At 72.1% G+C, this 14,579-nt stretch carries 10 protein-coding genes, 1 tRNA gene and 1 pseudogene; 1 reads left to right on the top strand and 11 read right to left on the bottom strand.

Annotation, left to right across the window (positions count from 1 at the left end; genetic code table 11):
• Positions 1–58 precede the first annotated feature (58 nt).
• The 8 genes and pseudogenes from DRB96_RS25875 to DRB96_RS25835 all read right to left on the bottom strand — a co-directional run bounded on the left by DRB96_RS25875 (position 59) and on the right by DRB96_RS25835 (position 10,889).
• Positions 59–1,720, bottom strand: coding sequence for a BCCT family transporter (locus DRB96_RS25875; RefSeq protein ID WP_112450615.1), 1,662 nt, complete (start codon positions 1,718–1,720; stop codon positions 59–61).
• Positions 1,721–1,919: 199 nt separating this feature from the next.
• A complete protein-coding gene (locus DRB96_RS25870; RefSeq protein WP_112450614.1) occupies positions 1,920–2,867 on the bottom strand; it encodes a nitrilase-related carbon-nitrogen hydrolase in 948 nt (315 codons plus the stop codon).
• Positions 2,868–2,975: 108 nt separating this feature from the next.
• On the bottom strand, positions 2,976–3,713 hold the full coding sequence (locus tag DRB96_RS25865) for a class I SAM-dependent methyltransferase (RefSeq protein WP_112450613.1): 738 nt from the start codon (positions 3,711–3,713) through the stop codon (positions 2,976–2,978).
• 43 nt (positions 3,714–3,756) lie between these two features.
• Positions 3,757–4,611 carry an ECF transporter S component gene (locus DRB96_RS25860; RefSeq protein WP_112450612.1) on the bottom strand — a complete coding sequence of 285 codons (855 nt, stop codon included), beginning with the start codon at positions 4,609–4,611 and terminating at the stop codon, positions 3,757–3,759.
• Complete coding sequence (locus tag DRB96_RS25855) at positions 4,608–6,266, bottom strand: ABC transporter ATP-binding protein (protein WP_112450611.1); 1,659 nt, start codon at positions 6,264–6,266, stop codon at positions 4,608–4,610. Before DRB96_RS25855 ends, DRB96_RS25860 begins: the two co-directional genes overlap by 4 nt.
• Positions 6,263–7,447, bottom strand: coding sequence for an energy-coupling factor transporter transmembrane component T (locus DRB96_RS25850; protein WP_112450610.1), 1,185 nt, complete (start codon positions 7,445–7,447; stop codon positions 6,263–6,265). Before DRB96_RS25850 ends, DRB96_RS25855 begins: the two co-directional genes overlap by 4 nt.
• A 377-nt stretch (positions 7,448–7,824) precedes the next feature.
• Positions 7,825–9,420: pseudogene (locus DRB96_RS25840) on the bottom strand (glycosyl hydrolase family 18 protein); the annotation flags it as partial.
• A 254-nt stretch (positions 9,421–9,674) separates the two neighbouring features.
• The gene (locus tag DRB96_RS25835) at positions 9,675–10,889 is read right to left on the bottom strand and encodes an LLM class flavin-dependent oxidoreductase (RefSeq protein WP_112450609.1); all 1,215 of its coding nucleotides are present in this window, start codon (positions 10,887–10,889) and stop codon (positions 9,675–9,677) included.
• A 229-nt stretch (positions 10,890–11,118) separates the two neighbouring features.
• Here DRB96_RS25835 and DRB96_RS25830 point away from each other — a divergent pair, with 229 nt between their 5' ends.
• The gene (locus tag DRB96_RS25830; RefSeq protein WP_112450608.1) at positions 11,119–11,877 is read left to right on the top strand and encodes an IclR family transcriptional regulator C-terminal domain-containing protein; all 759 of its coding nucleotides are present in this window, start codon (positions 11,119–11,121) and stop codon (positions 11,875–11,877) included.
• Between the two features lie 114 nt (positions 11,878–11,991).
• Here DRB96_RS25830 and DRB96_RS25825 read toward each other — a convergent pair.
• The 3 genes from DRB96_RS25825 to DRB96_RS25815 form a co-directional block, all read right to left on the bottom strand.
• Positions 11,992–12,065 (bottom strand) — tRNA-Lys (locus DRB96_RS25825).
• Between the two features lie 62 nt (positions 12,066–12,127).
• Entirely contained in the window at positions 12,128–13,801 is a 1,674-nt protein-coding gene (locus DRB96_RS25820; RefSeq protein ID WP_112450607.1) for an AMP-binding protein, read from the bottom strand.
• Between the two features lie 67 nt (positions 13,802–13,868).
• On the bottom strand, positions 13,869–14,486 hold the full coding sequence (locus DRB96_RS25815) for a lytic polysaccharide monooxygenase (RefSeq protein WP_204357816.1): 618 nt from the start codon (positions 14,484–14,486) through the stop codon (positions 13,869–13,871).
• Between the last annotated feature and the right edge of the window lie 93 nt (positions 14,487–14,579).

The raw sequence follows: 14,579 nt of genomic DNA, 5'->3' as shown, positions 1-14,579 counted from the left end.
CTGGGGGAGATGCACCGCACCGGACGCCGCGACCCGGCAAACCTCGCCGGCCGCACCACTAGGGGACGGGAGGGCCTGGCCGCGCGGCGTTCGCCTCCGGGTCGCTCGACGGGCCGATGCGGATCTCGAAGTCGCCGCCGTACTCCTCGTGCCCGGCGGCCACCGCGACGGCGACGGCTTCCTCGCCCTGTTCGTCCCGGATGATGAGCGGATCCTGCCGCAGGTCGCGCATGAGTGCCGCGCACATGCCGATCATGACCACGGTGAACGGTGCCGCCACGAGGACCGTCAGGTTCTGCAGTCCGGCGAGCGCGTCGCCCTTGCCGTTGCCGATGAGCAGCATGACGGCCGCGACGGCGCCGGTGACCACGCCCCAGAAGACGACCACGAGCCGGGAGGGTTCGAGGACGCCCTTCTGCGAGAGCGTGCCCATCACGATGGAGGCGGCGTCGGCGCCGGAGACGAAGAAGATGGCGACGAGGACCATGACCAGCAGGCTCATGGCGGTGGCGATGGGGAACTGCTGGAGCAGCCCGAAGAGCTGTCCTTCCGGGGTGCTCTCCCCGCCGAGGGCGCCGCTCTCCCGGAGCTTCATCGCCGTGCCGCCGAAGACGGCGAACCACAGCAGGCTGACCGTGCTCGGTACGAGGATGACGCCGCCGATGAACTGCCGGATGGTGCGGCCGCGGCTGATCCGGGCGATGAACATGCCGACGAACGGCGTCCAGGAGATCCACCAGGCCCAGTAGAAGACCGTCCAGCTGCCCAGCCAGTCGGCGACCTCGCCGGCGCCGGTGGCCTCGGTGCGGCCGATGAGCTGGGGGAGGTCGCCGAGGTAGGCGCCCAGGGACGTGGGCAGGAGGTCGAGCACGATGACGGTCGGCCCGGCGATGAACACGAACACGACGAGCACGAGGGCGAGCACCATGTTGATGTTCGACAGCCACTGGATGCCGCGTTCCACGCCGGAGACCGCGGAGGCGACGAAGGCGACGGTCAGGACGGCGATGACGGCGACGAGGAGCGCGGTGCTGACCGTCTCCAGCCATCCCAGCTCACGGAACCCGCTGCCGATCTGGAGGGCGCCCAGGCCGAGTGACGCGGCGGAGCCGAAGAGCGTGGCGAAGATCGCCAGGATGTCGATGACCCGGCCGGCCGCGCCGTGGGCGTGGCGGGCGCCGATGAGCGGCTCGAACACCGCGCTGATCGTCTGGCGTCGGTCGCGGCGGAACGTGCTGTAGGCGATGGCGAGCCCGACGACGGCGTAGATCGCCCACGGGTGGAGCGTCCAGTGGAACAGGGTGGTGGCCATCGAGGTCTGCATCCGCTCGGCGGAGTCGACCGGGTGGGTGCCGGGCGGGGGCGTCCCGTAGTGCGCCAGGGGCTCGCTCACACCGTAGAACATGAGCCCGATGCCCATGCCCGCGCTGAACATCATGGCGACCCAGGAGACGGTGCGGAACTCCGGCGGCTCGTCCTCACGGCCGAGGCGGATCCGGCCGTAGCGGCTGATCGCCAGCCAGAGGGCGAAGACGACGAAGGCGCTGGCGGCGAGCATGAAGGCCCAGCCGCCGTTGTGGATCAGCCCTTTGAGCAGGCTGCTCGACACGCTCTCCAGCGAATCCGTCGCCACCGCGCCCCACAGCACGAAGGCGAGGGTCAGGCCCGCGGTGACCCCGAAGACGACCTTGTCCGTGCGGGAACGTTGATCGGACGGCAACGAAGCCCCCTTCGCCGAAGGACGGGAAACGCGTGGAGTGACCGAATGTCACGTACCGCGTATTCAATCCCATATCGGCTGATAAAGGCCGTAGGCGGCAAGGTCTTCACGCGGCGGGCGTGGGTCCGGCGGGATCTCCGGCACGTCCTCGCCCGTCCCGGCGGAGGTCCTGCGGAGATCCCGGGAGCCGCTCCCGGCCTCAGAGGCCCCGCGCGGCCGGCCGCTCGGTGAGCGCGCCGTACAGCTCGGGGCGGCGGGTGCGCATCAGGCCGAACTCCAGCCAGTCGCGGCGCTGGTCGAGGTCGAGGTCGGCGACGAGGACGGCGGGCGTGTCGCGCGGGGCGCGCAGCACGACCCGGCCGTAGGGGTCGGAGATGAAGGAGGAGCCGTAGAAGGTGGAGCGGCTCTCGGTGCCGACCCGGTTGGGGACGATCATGAAGAGCGCGTTGGCGAGGCCGTTGGCGCTGATCGCTTGCTCCCACATGGGCCGGGTGTCGAAGTCCGGCAGGTCGACCTCGGAGCCGATCGCGGTGGGGTGTACGAGGATGTCGGCGCCGGCCAGGGAGTAGGCGCGGGCCAGCTCGGGGAACCACTCGTCCCAGCAGGTGGGGAAGCCGAAGCGGGCCCCGGCGTGGGCGACGACGGGGAAGCCGCTGTCGCCGGGGCGGAAGCACAGGTCCTCGCGGTAGCCGGGGAAGGCCGGGATGTGGTTCTTGCGGGTCCGGGCGATGAGCTTGCCGTCGGCGTCCACGCACACGGCGGTGTTGTAGCCGAGGCCGCCGTCCTCGGCCCGCTCGTAGAGGGAGGCGTGCACGGTGATGCCCAGGTTCGTGGCGAGCTCGGCGGCGAGTCCGACGGTGGGGCCGGTCTCGACGTCCTCCAGGTGGCGGGCGGCGCCGTCGGCCATGGGGTCGTCGGTGTTGCAGAAGTAGGGGCTGCGCGTCAGCTCGGGCAGGCAGACCACCGTGGCGCCCTGCGAGGCGGCCAGGGCGACGCCCTCGCGCAGCCGGTCGTCGTGCTCGTTCTGGTCGGCGTACCAGCGCATCTGGACGAGTCCGACGCGCAGGGGTTCGCGTTCGGCGGGCTGGGTGCGGCCCGGCGAGCCGAGCGGGGAGCCGTACGAGGTCAGCAGGGCGTACGAGGTCATGGGGGAAGGCAGCCTTCGGTCGGTGGCGCGATGGATTGACTGAATGTATTGACTGAAATTTCAGTCAGGATGCGGTACGGCAAAGGACCAGTCAAGGGGTGATCGGCCTCAGGCCGGCTTGCGCCAGACCGAGACGTGCTTCGCCGAGTCCTGGGTGAACGGCGCGCCGTCCCAGTCGGCGACGCGGCGCTCCAGCTCGAGCCCGGCGATCTTTGCCATCAGGTCGAGCTCCGCCGGCCAGGCGTACCGGTGCCGGGAGTCGTCGCGCCGGTAGCGGCCGTCGTCGTCGCGGGTGAGGTGGTGCGAGACGAGGATCTGCTCGACCAGGTCGAAGGTGTCGAAGCCGACGTGCCCCGCCGAGACGTCGAACGGCACCGCGACCTGGCCGGGCGGCAGGAACCGCAGCGGGGGTACGCCCAGTTCGATGACGAACCGGCCGCCGGGCAGCAGATGGCGTGCGGCGTTGCGGAAGCACTCGACCTGCTCGTCCTGCGTGAGCAGGTTCGTGATGGTGTTGTAGACGAGGTAGACCAGGGCGAACCCGCCGGGGACCGTGGTGGTGGCCATGTCCCCGACGGTCACCGGAAGGGTGCTCCCGTCGGTCTTGCGCCGGAGCACCGCCGCCATGTGCTCGGACAGCTCGATGCCCGCCACCGGAACACCGCGCTCCCGGAGCGGGACGCCCACGCGTCCGGTCCCGATGGCGAACTCCAGCGCCCGGCCGTCTCCGGCGAGTTCGGCGAGGAAGTCGAGGGTCGGCCCGAGGACGGCGGCCGAGGACATCGCGGTCTCCTCGGCGTCGTAGCGTTCGGCGGTCGCACGCGTCCACAGCTCACTGGTCGTCACGGGCGACCACTCTGCCGAGTGCCGGGCGGCGCTGTCGACGCATTTACCCCCTTCGGGGCCCGGGCCGCTCCGGGGCCGTGTGCCCGGCCGGGAGCGCGTGCGGCGCGAAGCGGACCGGGGCCTGGAAGCGGGCCTTGCGGGCGGCCCGGCGGAAGACGGTGAGGACGGCCGGGCCGGCCAGGCAGATGCAGACGAAGTTGGTGACGGCCCGGCCGGTGTCCCAGCCGAGGGAGGTGGCCAGGTCGAAGGCGAGGTAGCGCTGGAACTGCTCGGTGAACGGCAGCCCGGGGAGGTAGGCGATGGAGCTGTTGGGGTCGAGGGAGAACGGCCAGAAGGACAGGTTGAGCAGGAAGCCGAAGAGGTAGCCCGAGACCGAGCCGTAGACCGCGAGCATCGCGACCTCCTTGCGTCCCGAGGTCTTCGGGAGGAAGCCGGCGAGCATGCCGACGAAGGCGCAGCCGAACATCTGGTACGGCATCCAGGGCCCGACCCCGCCGGTGATGAGCGCGGAGGCGAACAGCGAGGAGCAGCCGAGGGTGAAGCCGAAGCCGGGGCCGTAGACGCGTCCGGCCAGGACGAGGATGAAGAAGACGGTCTCGATGCCCGCGGTGCCCGCGCCGAGGGGCCGGATGGCGGCGTTGACGGCGGACAGGACGCCGAGCATGGCGAGGGCCTTGGAGCTGATGCCGCCCTCGGCGATCTCGGAGATCACCACGCAGAGCACGATGACCAGCAGGACGCCGAAGATCAGCGGCGGGGCGTAGCTCGAGCCGAACTTCCCCGGAGCGACGAGGAAGGGCCAGAAGAACGCGACGATGCCGAGGAAGGCGGCCATCGCGATGACGATCCCGGCCCGCGCGTTGATCCGGATGGCGGCGGTGCGTGTGGCGGCGCTCATGAGTCCGGGCCCGTCTCGTGGTCGGGGAGGGTGGCGGCCACCTGGGCGACCGTGAGGTAGGGGAGCGGAGCGAGGATCTTGGCCGCCTGGGGGGCGAACACGGGGGAGGCGACGATGACCTCGGCCGTCGGGCCGTCGGCGACGACGTCCCCCTCCGCCATGACGACGACCCGGTCCGCGGCGCGGGCGACGAACTCCACGTCGTGGGTGGAGATCACGACCGCCCGGCCCTCGGCGGCCAGGTCGTCGACGATGCGGATCAGCTCGCTCTTGGCGCGGTAGTCGAGGCCGCGGGTGGGCTCGTCCAAGAGCAGCACCCGGGGGGCCGCGGTCAGTTGGATGGCGAGCACGAGGGCGAGCTTCTGGCCCTCGGAGAGGTCCCGGGGATGGGTGGTGTCGGGGATGCCCGGTGCCAGCCGGTCCAGGACGGCGCGGGCCCGGATCCCGTCCCCGTCGACGCCGGACTCGGCATCCGCCTGGTCGAGCTCCTGCTTGACGGACTCCAGGTAGAGGAGGTCGGTCGGGGTCTGGGGGACGAGCCCGACGAGCCGGCGGGCCTCGGCGGCGGAGAGCTTGCGGGGATCCCGCGGCCCCGGGGCGCCCGGCGCCGAGACGGCCACCGAGCCCGCCTTGCGCGGTCCCGATCCCTGGAGCGCCCAGAGCAGGGAGGACTTGCCGGATCCGTTGCGGCCCATGAGCGCGGTGACCTCGCCCCCGTGCAGGGTCAGGTCGACCTCGCGTACGGCCGGCACCCCGTGGTAGGCGACGGTGATGCCGCGCGCGGCAAGCAGCCCGGGGCGGTCCGGGGCCGCCGGCGCGGGCCGTACCGGCGGGGGAACGGTGCCGGCCAGCCGGGTGCGCAGCGGAGCCGCCGACCGGCGGGCGTCGCGGATCGACAGCGGGAGCGGGGACCAGCCCGCGGCGCGGCCGAGCTCCACGATGGGCGGGGCGATGGAGGACGTGCGGAAGATCTCGGCGGGCGGGCCGGACACGACGCGGCCGTTGCCCGGGAGGTGGATGACGCGGTCGGCGTACTGGACCACGCGCTCCAGGCGGTGTTCGGCGAGCAGCACGGTGACGCCGAGGTCGTGGACGAGGCGGGTGACGGCGGCCAGGACCTCCTCGGCGGCCGTCGGGTCCAGGGCGGACGTCGGCTCGTCGAGCACGAGCACCCGGGGATGGGCGGTGAGGACGGAGCCGATCGCGACGCGCTGCTGCTGACCGCCGGAGAGCTCGTGCAGGGCGCGGTGGCGCAGGTCGGCGAGGCCGAGGAGGTCGAGGGTCTCCTCGACGCGCTTGCGCATGGTGGCCGGGGGGACCGCCAACTGCTCCATGGCGTAGGCGAGTTCCTCCTCGACGGTGTCGGTGACGAACCCGTCGAGCGGGTCCTGCCCCACCACGCCCACCACGTCGGCGAGTTCGCGCGGCGGGTGCGCGGAGGTGTCGCGGCCGTCGACGAGGACGCGGCCGTGCAGGGTGCCGCCGGTGAAGTGCGGAACGAGGCCGTTGACGGCGCCGAGGAGGGTGGACTTGCCGACGCCGGTGTGGCCGACGACGAGGCAGAGTTCGCCCTCCTCCACGGTCAGGTCCACATCGCGCAAAACCGGATCGGCCGTGTCCTCGTACTGGACGGTGACCTGGTCGAAGGTGATCACTTGGGTTCCTCGGTGCGCTGTGCGGGGACGGCCGGCCGCGCGGGCGGGGCCGGCGGCGGGGCCAGGAAGCCGGCGGCCCCGGCGAGCAGGATCGCGACGGCCGGGACGAGCGGCAGGGTGGGCCAGCTGAGCGGATGGATGGACGGGTTCAACTCGGCGGCGTCGAAGCCGGCGTTGGCGAAGAGCAGGACGGCCGACAGGACTCCGCAGGAGGCGACGGCCCACTCGGCCGCACGCCAGGGGTCGGGCCGGTAGCTGGTCCGGGTGATCCGGCGGCCGCCGAGGCGCAGACCGGCGAAGCACAGCAGGGCGCCCGCGCCCATCGCGGGCAGGCCCAGCAGCTTCGGGGCGGTGGCGTCGAGGAGTCCGTAGGCCCCGGCGCACAGTCCGCACATGCCCAGGAGCATGAGGGCGCCGGTCAGGCGCCTGGAGCGGCGGGTGGCGGTGCCGGCCCGCCCGTAGCCGCGGGAGTCCATGGCCGCGGCGAGCCGCAGGGACCGCTCCAGGGCGTCTTCGAGGACCGGTACGACGATGCCGCGCAGGGCCCGGAGCCCCTTGGAGCGGCCGGCGCGCAGCCGCTTGGCCCGGTGCACCCGCTGGACGCTCTGCACGAGTTGGGGGGCGACGCTGATGGACACGGTGACGGCGACGCCCAGTTCGTAGAGGGCTCCGGGCAGGATCCGCAGGGCCCGCTTGGGGTTGGCGAGGGTGTTGGCGGCGCCGATGCAGCACAGCATGCAGGCGAGCCGCAGCCCGTCCGTGGCGGCGGACAGCAGTGCCTCCAGGGAGACGGGGCCGCCGAGTTGGATGCCCGCGTACCAGTCGGGCGTCGGGATGTGGGGGAGGGAGAAGAGGAAGTGGTCGCGGGGGGTGATGCCGGTGGCGAAGACGGCCCTGAAGAGCACCCGGATCGCGACGACGGTCAGCGCCAGGTAGAGGTAGTACTTGAAGCCGCGGGCCCAGGGGGCCTCGGTGCGGCGCATGGTGATGACGTAGCCGAGGACCGAGAGGACGAGGAAGAGCAGCAGCGGGTTGTTGGTGCGGCTGACCGCGGTGGCGAGGGAGAGGGCCCAGATCCACCAGGCGACGGGGTGCAGGGTGCGGGGCAGACGGCGGCCCCCCGCGTCCGGCGCGAGGCCGGACGCGGGCGGCCCCGCCGCGAGCGCGGTGGTACGTGACACGCGATTACTCCGTACGGCGGCGGCGCTTGGCGGCGAACACGGCGGCGGCACCGATCAGGAGCATCAGTGCCCCGGTGGCGACGGCGGGCAGGTACGAGCCGATGTCGTACGGGGCGTCGGCGGCGGGTGCGGCGTCCACGACCTGGGGTCCGGTGGCGGGAGCCGCCACCGCAGGCGCGCTGGACGCGGGAGGCGCGGAGGGCGTGCCCGGCACGCTCTCTGAGGGGCTCGCCGAGGGGCTCTCCACGACTGCGGGGCCGGGCGGCGGCGTCGTCGCCGGCGGGGGGGTAGTGGATCCGTACCCCCTCTCGGCGGGTGGCGACGAGTCCGGCCTGCTTGGGGGTCTGCAGGTGCGCCGAGGCCGTGGTCAGGTTCAGTCCGGCCGCCTTGGCGAGCGCGTCCACCGTGCGCTCGCCCTGCGCCAGCAGGTCGAGCAGTTCCAAGCGCTTCCCGCTGCTCAGTGCCTTTCGGATGGGTTTAAGAGACAGGGGGGGAGGCGTGGTCGGCGGGGTGGTCGGCGGCTGGGTGGTGCCGCCGAGGGAGTCCGAGATCTGGTTCAGCAGCGTGGCGTTGGCGTCCAGGCCGAGCAGGGAGTACATCATCGCGCCGGCCAGGCCGCGCTGCTTGCCGTAGTCGACCCGGGCCTGGATGGACTTCTGGTTCAGGCCGGTGAAGAACTCGCCGTCCTTGAAGAAGTACGAGGCCTTGGCCTGGTCGTCCCAGAAGGTGGTCGCCGGGTTGTCGACGATGCCGCCGAGCTCCTTGTAGAGCGCGATGCCGGCCTGCTGGCTGGTCGGACGGGCGGCGGAGGCCAGGGTGGCGGGCTGGGCGAGGCCGTTGGTGGTGCCGGGCTGCACGCCCTTCCAGCCGCGGTAGTAGAACTCGTAGCCCAGGACCAGCTTGTTGGCGGGGAAGCCGCCGGTGATGCCGTAGGCCGGGTTGCCGTCGATCCAGGAGTCGATGGCGTTCTTGATGCTGTACTTCTCGGTGCCCGGGGCGATCGCGTCGGTCGGGTCGGACGAGGAGGGCAGCAGCGGGGACTGGTGGTACGTCGGACCGTCCGAGTCCCAGGCGCCGTGCATGTCGTACGTCATGATGTTCGCGTAGTCGAGGTACGCGCCGATCTTGTCCGTCTCGATGTACTTGATCTTGTCCTGGCCGGCCGGGAGGGCCGAGGTCAGCAGGTACTTCTTGCCGCCGTTGGCCGCGCCGTGGGCGTCGAGCTGGGTGCGGAACTCCTTCAGCAGCAGCGTGAAGTTCTGCTTGTCCTCGGGGGCGTAGTGGTTGCCGAGGTGGCCGCCCGACGAGCCCGGGTACTCCCAGTCGATGTCGATGCCGTCGAAGATGCCGGCCGCGCTTCCCGCGCCGCCGTAGCCGCCCTCGACGGGCAGGTTGCCCTTGATGTACTGGTCGATGCAGGAGGAGACGAGCTTCTTGCGGGAAGCGTCGGTCTTGGCCGCGTCGCTGAAGTACTTCGAGTAGGTCCAGCCGCCGAGCGAGATGTTGATCTTCAGGTTCGGGTACTTGGCCTTGAGCTGCTTGAACTGGTTGAACACGCCCACGATGGGCTGGTCCCACTTGTCGGCGACGCCGCTGACGCTGTCGGCCGCGCTGAAGGACTTCTGGTAATCGGCGTACGAGTCGCCCGCACCGTCACCGGCGTTGGGGTTGTTGTCGTCGCCCGCCGCCTTGTTCGCCTCGAAACAGGTGAGGTTGGTGGGGTGGATGTTGCCGAAGGAGTAGTTGATGACGTCGAGCTTGCTCGCTATGCCGCGGGTGTCGAGGTGCTTGGGGTAGAAGGCGTTCCCGTACACGCTCCACTGGTCGTAGTAAGCGATCTTGACATTGCCGGCCGTGGCGGTGGTCCCGGCCTCGGCCGCCGAGGCGGTGCCGAGTCCCGCGAAGGTGGCCAGCGCACCGGCTGCAAGCGCGGCCGTGGCGGCAGCCGCGATGAGGGGTTTACGGATGTGCATGAACTGCCTCCGGGGGGTGGGAGGGGAGGGCGACAACATCAGGTGGGAGAAGTGATAGCGATCACTCCAGGCCCGCGTCAATGGTTTGGACCAAAGAAGGACTAGACCACTCGCAGGACAATTCCCCTTGTCAGAGGCCTGACTGCATACCAAAAACTGCCCGCCACCCCGGGTGACGAGCAGTTTTCGGGTACCTTCGGCCACCCCCGCGCAAGGTTTTGGCAACAAACCAGCCAAACCCCGTTCGTGTGCGATCAGACCCGGTCCGGGTCCTCCCCGGGCATCCCGTACGCATCTGCGACGAGCGCGTACGAGCGCAACCTCGCCTCCCCGCCGTGGGCGTTGGCGGTCAGCATGAGCTCGTCGGCGCCCGTCCGCTTCGCCAGCCCGTCGAGCCCGGCGCGGACCTCGTCGGGGGTTCCGTGGACCACGCTCGCGAGCCGTTCGTCCACGAACTCCCGCTCCGCCGGCGTGTACGGGTACGCCGCCGCCTCCTCGGGCGTCGGCACCAGCCCGGGGCGCCCGGTGCGCAGCCGCAGCATCGACAGCGCGCCCGTCAGCACCTGCGCCCGGGCCTCGGCGTCCGTGTCGGCGGCGAGGGCCGCGACCCCGATGAGGGCGTACGGGGCGTCCAGGACGGCCGAGGGCCGGAACGACTGCCGGTAGAGGTCGAGCGCGGGCAGCGTCCCGGCCGGGGAGAAGTGGTGCGCGTAGGCGAAGGGCAGTCCGAGTCCGCCGGCCAGCCGGGCGCTGAAGCCCGAGGAGCCCAGCAGCCACACCGGCGGCCGCCCGGCGGGGCCCTGCACGGGGCCCGGCACGGCGTGCACGCGGGCGTACGGGTGCCCCTCGGGGAAGTCGTCGTCGAGGAAGCGGATCAGCTCCGCGAGCTGCCGGGGGAACTCGTCCACGGCCTCGTCGCGGCGCCCGGGCCCCCGCAGCGCGGCGGCCGTGTGCCCGTCGGTGCCGGGCGCCCGGCCGAGGCCGAGGTCGATCCGGCCCGGGGCGAAGGCCTCCAGGGTGCCGAACTGCTCCGCGATCGCGAGCGGGGCGTGGTTGGGCAGCATGACCCCGCCCGAGCCGAGCCGGATCCGGGAGGTGTGGGCGGCGAGGTGGGCCAGGATCACGGCCGGGGAGGAGCTTGCGACCCCGGGCATGGAGTGGTGCTCCGCGACCCAGTGGCGGTGGAAGCCGCGGGCCTCCGCGAGCCGGGCCATGTCCACGCTGGTGCGCAGCGAGGCGTGGGCGGTGCTGCCCGCGCCCACGGTGACGAGGTCGAGCACGGAGAGCGGAACCGGGGCCCGGCCGTGCGCGGTCCCGTGGATCCCGTCGCCGGAACCGCCGCCCGAGGCGCCGCCCGAGCCGCCGACGGAACCGCCGACGGAACCGCCGCCCGAGGCGTCCCGGGGGCCGGTCCCTGCCCGGTCCGGCGTGCGGCTCTCCTGTCGACCCGCGTCTCCGGTGTCACTCATCGTCGCTCCCGCTCCGCTCGACCGTCCGTACGAAGAACCCGAACCTCGGGCGCGCTCCGGGCATTCCCGGCACAGTCGGACACCGCGCGTGACCTTGGCATATGCCAGAGGAGTAGATCCAGGCAGAGCGATGTAAATGAGCCATCAATCTCATCAACAGGCGCTCCACGTGGGCCTCTTGATGGCTATCGTGTGAGAGCAAGCGGTAACAACCTGCTAGGGGGAAACCGTGGCGCTGAAGCCCGAGCCGACCGCGCCGTTCCACTCGGTGCAGTACGCCCTGCGCGTACTCGAAACGGTCGCCCGCCATACCGGCGGCGTGACCGACGTACAGATCGCGCGTGAGACCGGCCTGCCCGCGGTCCATCTCGCCCCCATGCTCCTCATGCTGCGCCGGGAAGGATACGTACTGCAGGTGTCAGACGGCGCCTACGCCATAGGGGACTCCCTGGTCCTGCTGGGCTCCGGCGTGGACCGCCAGCAGGCCCTGCAGGACAAGCTCCAGGAGACCCTGGACCGGCTGCGGGACTCGGTGGGGGCGGCGGTCTACATCAGCAGGTACGTGGACGGTGAAGTGCGCATCACGCAGTTCGCGGACAGCCCGCGCACGCCCAAGGTGCACGAGTGGGTCGACTTCCGCTCCGCGGCGCACGCCAGCGCGGTCGGCAAGTGCCTGCTGACCCAGCTCGACCAGAACGGGCGGCGCGACCACCTGTCGCGGCACAAGATCGCCCGGCTGACGTCGAAGACGATCGTGAACGAGCGGATCCTCTTCTCGAAGCTGGACAGCCAGCCGGCCACGGTCCCCATGCTCGATCTCCAGGAGTACGCGGTGGGCACGGTCTGCGCGGCCGTCCCGATCACCGCCGGAGCTTCGGTGGGCTGCCTGGCCCTGTCGCTGCCGGTCGAGCACGCCCACCGGCTGCGGGCCGCGGCCGACGCCCTGAACCGCAAGGCCGCACCGCTGCTGCTGTCGCTCACCCTCTGAACGGCGGGGGCGGCGGTGGCGGCGGGGCGCCCTGCCGGGCCCCGGGCCGGGGCGGCCGGCCCGGAAAACACTTCGGGCGGTTCCCGGTGAACCGGAAACCGCCCGAAGGACAGGTGCGCCGCCAGGGACTCGAACCCCGGACCCGCTGATTAAGAGTCAGCTGCTCTAACCAACTGAGCTAGCGGCGCCTGCTGACAGAGAAAATACTACCTGCTCCTCCGGGGTGCTCAAAACCATGGGGTCCGGCAGCTCAGCGGCCCAGCAGCCCGGCCCGTCCCTGGGCCTCGTAGGAGGCCAGGAGGGCCGCCCGGTCCGCCGGGCCGAGCGGGCGGTAGGCGGATTCGCCCCGCGGGCGCCACCAGACCGGGTCCGGGGTGTCGAAGCCCTCGCGGCGCAGGGAGACCCGGTGGACCTTGTTCGTCGCCGTGGTCGGCAGGGCGTCGACGACCCGCACGTAGCGCGGGGCCATCTTCGTGCCGAGGTCCGGCTGGACGCCGAGGAAGGCCGCGAAGCCCTCCGGTGAGAAGACGGCCCCCGCGCGCAGGGCGACCGCCGCCATGACCTGGTCGCCGGCCACCTCGTCCGGTACGGCGTACACCGCGACGGCGGCGGCCCGCGCCCAGCGGGCCAGGATGTTCTCGATCACCGCCGCCGCCAGGTTCTCGCTGTCGACGCGCAGCCGGTCGTCGGTGCGCCCCGCGAAGTACAGGAAGCCGTCCGCGTCGCGGAAGAAGAGGTCGCCGGTCCAGTACCAGCCCTGGCGGGTGCGGGCCGCCTCGGCGTCGGGGTTGCGCCAGTAGCCCTCGAAGAGGCTGCGGCCCTTGTTGACCAGTTCGCCGATGGCCTCGTCGCCGTTGAGGAGCCGCCCCTGCGGGTCGAGATCGGCCGGCGGGCACTCCCGGCCCGTCTCCGGGTCGATGACGGCCAGGTCGTCGCCCGCGCCCGCGCGGCCCAGGGCGGCGGCCGGGGTGTCCGGGGTGCGCTGGACGGAGGCGCCGCCCTCGGTGGCCCCGTAGCCCTCGACGAGCCGGACCCCGAAGCGCTCGGCGAAGCGGGCCGCGTCGACCGCCCCGGCCTCGGTGCCGAAGCCGAGGCGCAGCGTGTGCGCGCGGTCGTCGGGGCGCGGCGGGGTGGCGAGGAGGTACTGGACCGCGCGGCCGACGTAGGTGAAGTACGTCGCCCCGTAGGCCCGTACGTCGTCCAGGAACGCGGAGGCCGAGAAGCGGCGGCGCAGCGCCACCGCGGCCCCGCCGGCGAGCGCGGGCAGCCAGTCGGCGATGACCGCGTTGCCGTGGAAGAGGGGCATGCAGACGTAGTGGACGTCGTCCGGGGTGACCGAAAAGTGCCGGGCGAGGGAGGCTCCGGCGCCGGCCAGGCGGCCCTGGGTGCAGATGGCGGCCTTGGGCGCGCCGGTGGAACCGGAGGTGAAGTAGAGGAGCAGCCGCGACTCCGGGCCGGGGCCCGCGCCCAGGACCGCCTCGCCGGGCTTCGCGCCGGCGTAGGGGGCGAGCAGGGCCTCGTACTCTTCGGCGTCCGTGACCAGCAGCCGTACGCCGGGCAGGTCGAGGCCGCGCAGCAGGGGCAGGTGGGCGCGCTCGGTGACCAGGATCCGGCAGTCGGTGTGCAGGATGTCGCGGGCCAGCTCGGGACCGCGCCGGGTGGGGTTGATCCCGGCGACGGCGGCCCCGGCGAGGGCCGCCGCGCCGAGCCAGAACGGGAACTCGGGGGTGTTGTCGAGCAGCACCCCGATGTGCGGCTCCGCCCCCGGCGGCAGCAGGTCGACGAGGAGCGCGGCGCGCGCCGCGGCCTCCCGGGCGGTCCGGTGGTGGCTGAGGACGCCGTCGGCGTACTTCAGACCGGGCCGGTGGTCGCCCCATTGGCGCGCGATGAGCTCCGCGACGGTTTCGGGTGTCGTCGTCCGCATGCCGCCGGAGGATAGCTGACGTTCCGTCAGAAATGAACGCCGCGCGGAAGGCCGGCGATCGGAACGGTCAGAACTGGACGTCGGAGCAGGAGTAGAAGGCGTTGACGGTGTCGTTGACCGTCCAGACGGCGAGGATCAGGTGCCGGCCGGTCTTGCCGCTCGGCATGGCGCCCTGGTGGACGGTGGTCATGGCGGGGCGGGCGCCGTTGTAGGCGACCGTGAGGAAGGGCTGCGGGTCGAGGTCGGCTCGGGTCAGGGGCTTGTTCGGGTTCCAGCCGTTCTTGGTCACGTAGTACCGGAAGTCCGTGGTCGAGTGGTTCGCGGTGAACTGCCAGCGGAAGCTGTAGCTCTGCCCGCTGGTCACCGGGGTGGCCGGCCAGGCGCCGCCGCGCGGGTCGTCGAGCTGGGCGAACTCGGTGTGGTTGGCCGAACATATGCGGCCGTCGGCGGGTCCGGCAGCCGGGAAGCCCTTGAGGCCCTCGACGCTCTGGGGCTCCCACTGGATGGGGCCGCAGTCGGCGACGGTCCTGTTGGCGCAGAGCTTCTGTCGGCTGATGGGGGTGTCGGTGTAGCCGTGGCCGTTCGCGGTGGGGGCCGTGACGAGCGCGAGGGCGGCGGCGATGCCGAGGCCGGCCGCGGTGGCGGCGGCGGCCTTCGGGGATCTGGGCATGCGGAAGGAACGCATGATGCTCCTTGAACGTGGGGGGATGTCCGGGAGAGCGTGCGCACGCGTGGGGATGGCCCGCGCCGGCGCTGGCGCCGGAACGGGCCGTTCGCG

The sequence above is a fragment of the Streptomyces sp. ICC1 genome, assembly GCF_003287935.1.
In the GTDB taxonomy this organism is placed as follows: domain Bacteria; phylum Actinomycetota; class Actinomycetes; order Streptomycetales; family Streptomycetaceae; genus Streptomyces; species Streptomyces tritrimontium.
This window is presented reverse-complemented; position numbering and strand designations above follow the sequence as displayed.

What these genes read in the sequence shown, in the direction of transcription:
- DRB96_RS25870 (WP_112450614.1), bottom strand. Translation starts at nt 2,867, where the DNA reads ATGACCTCGTACGCCCTGCTGACCTCGTACGGCTCCCCGCTCGGCTCG.
- DRB96_RS25860 (WP_112450612.1), bottom strand. Translation starts at nt 4,611, where the DNA reads ATGAGCGCCGCCACACGCACCGCCGCCATCCGGATCAACGCGCGGGCC.
- DRB96_RS25835 (WP_112450609.1), bottom strand. Translation starts at nt 10,889, where the DNA reads ATGAGTGACACCGGAGACGCGGGTCGACAGGAGAGCCGCACGCCGGAC.
- DRB96_RS25820 (WP_112450607.1), bottom strand. Translation starts at nt 13,801, where the DNA reads ATGCGGACGACGACACCCGAAACCGTCGCGGAGCTCATCGCGCGCCAA.
- DRB96_RS25815 (WP_204357816.1), bottom strand. Translation starts at nt 14,486, where the DNA reads ATGCGTTCCTTCCGCATGCCCAGATCCCCGAAGGCCGCCGCCGCCACC.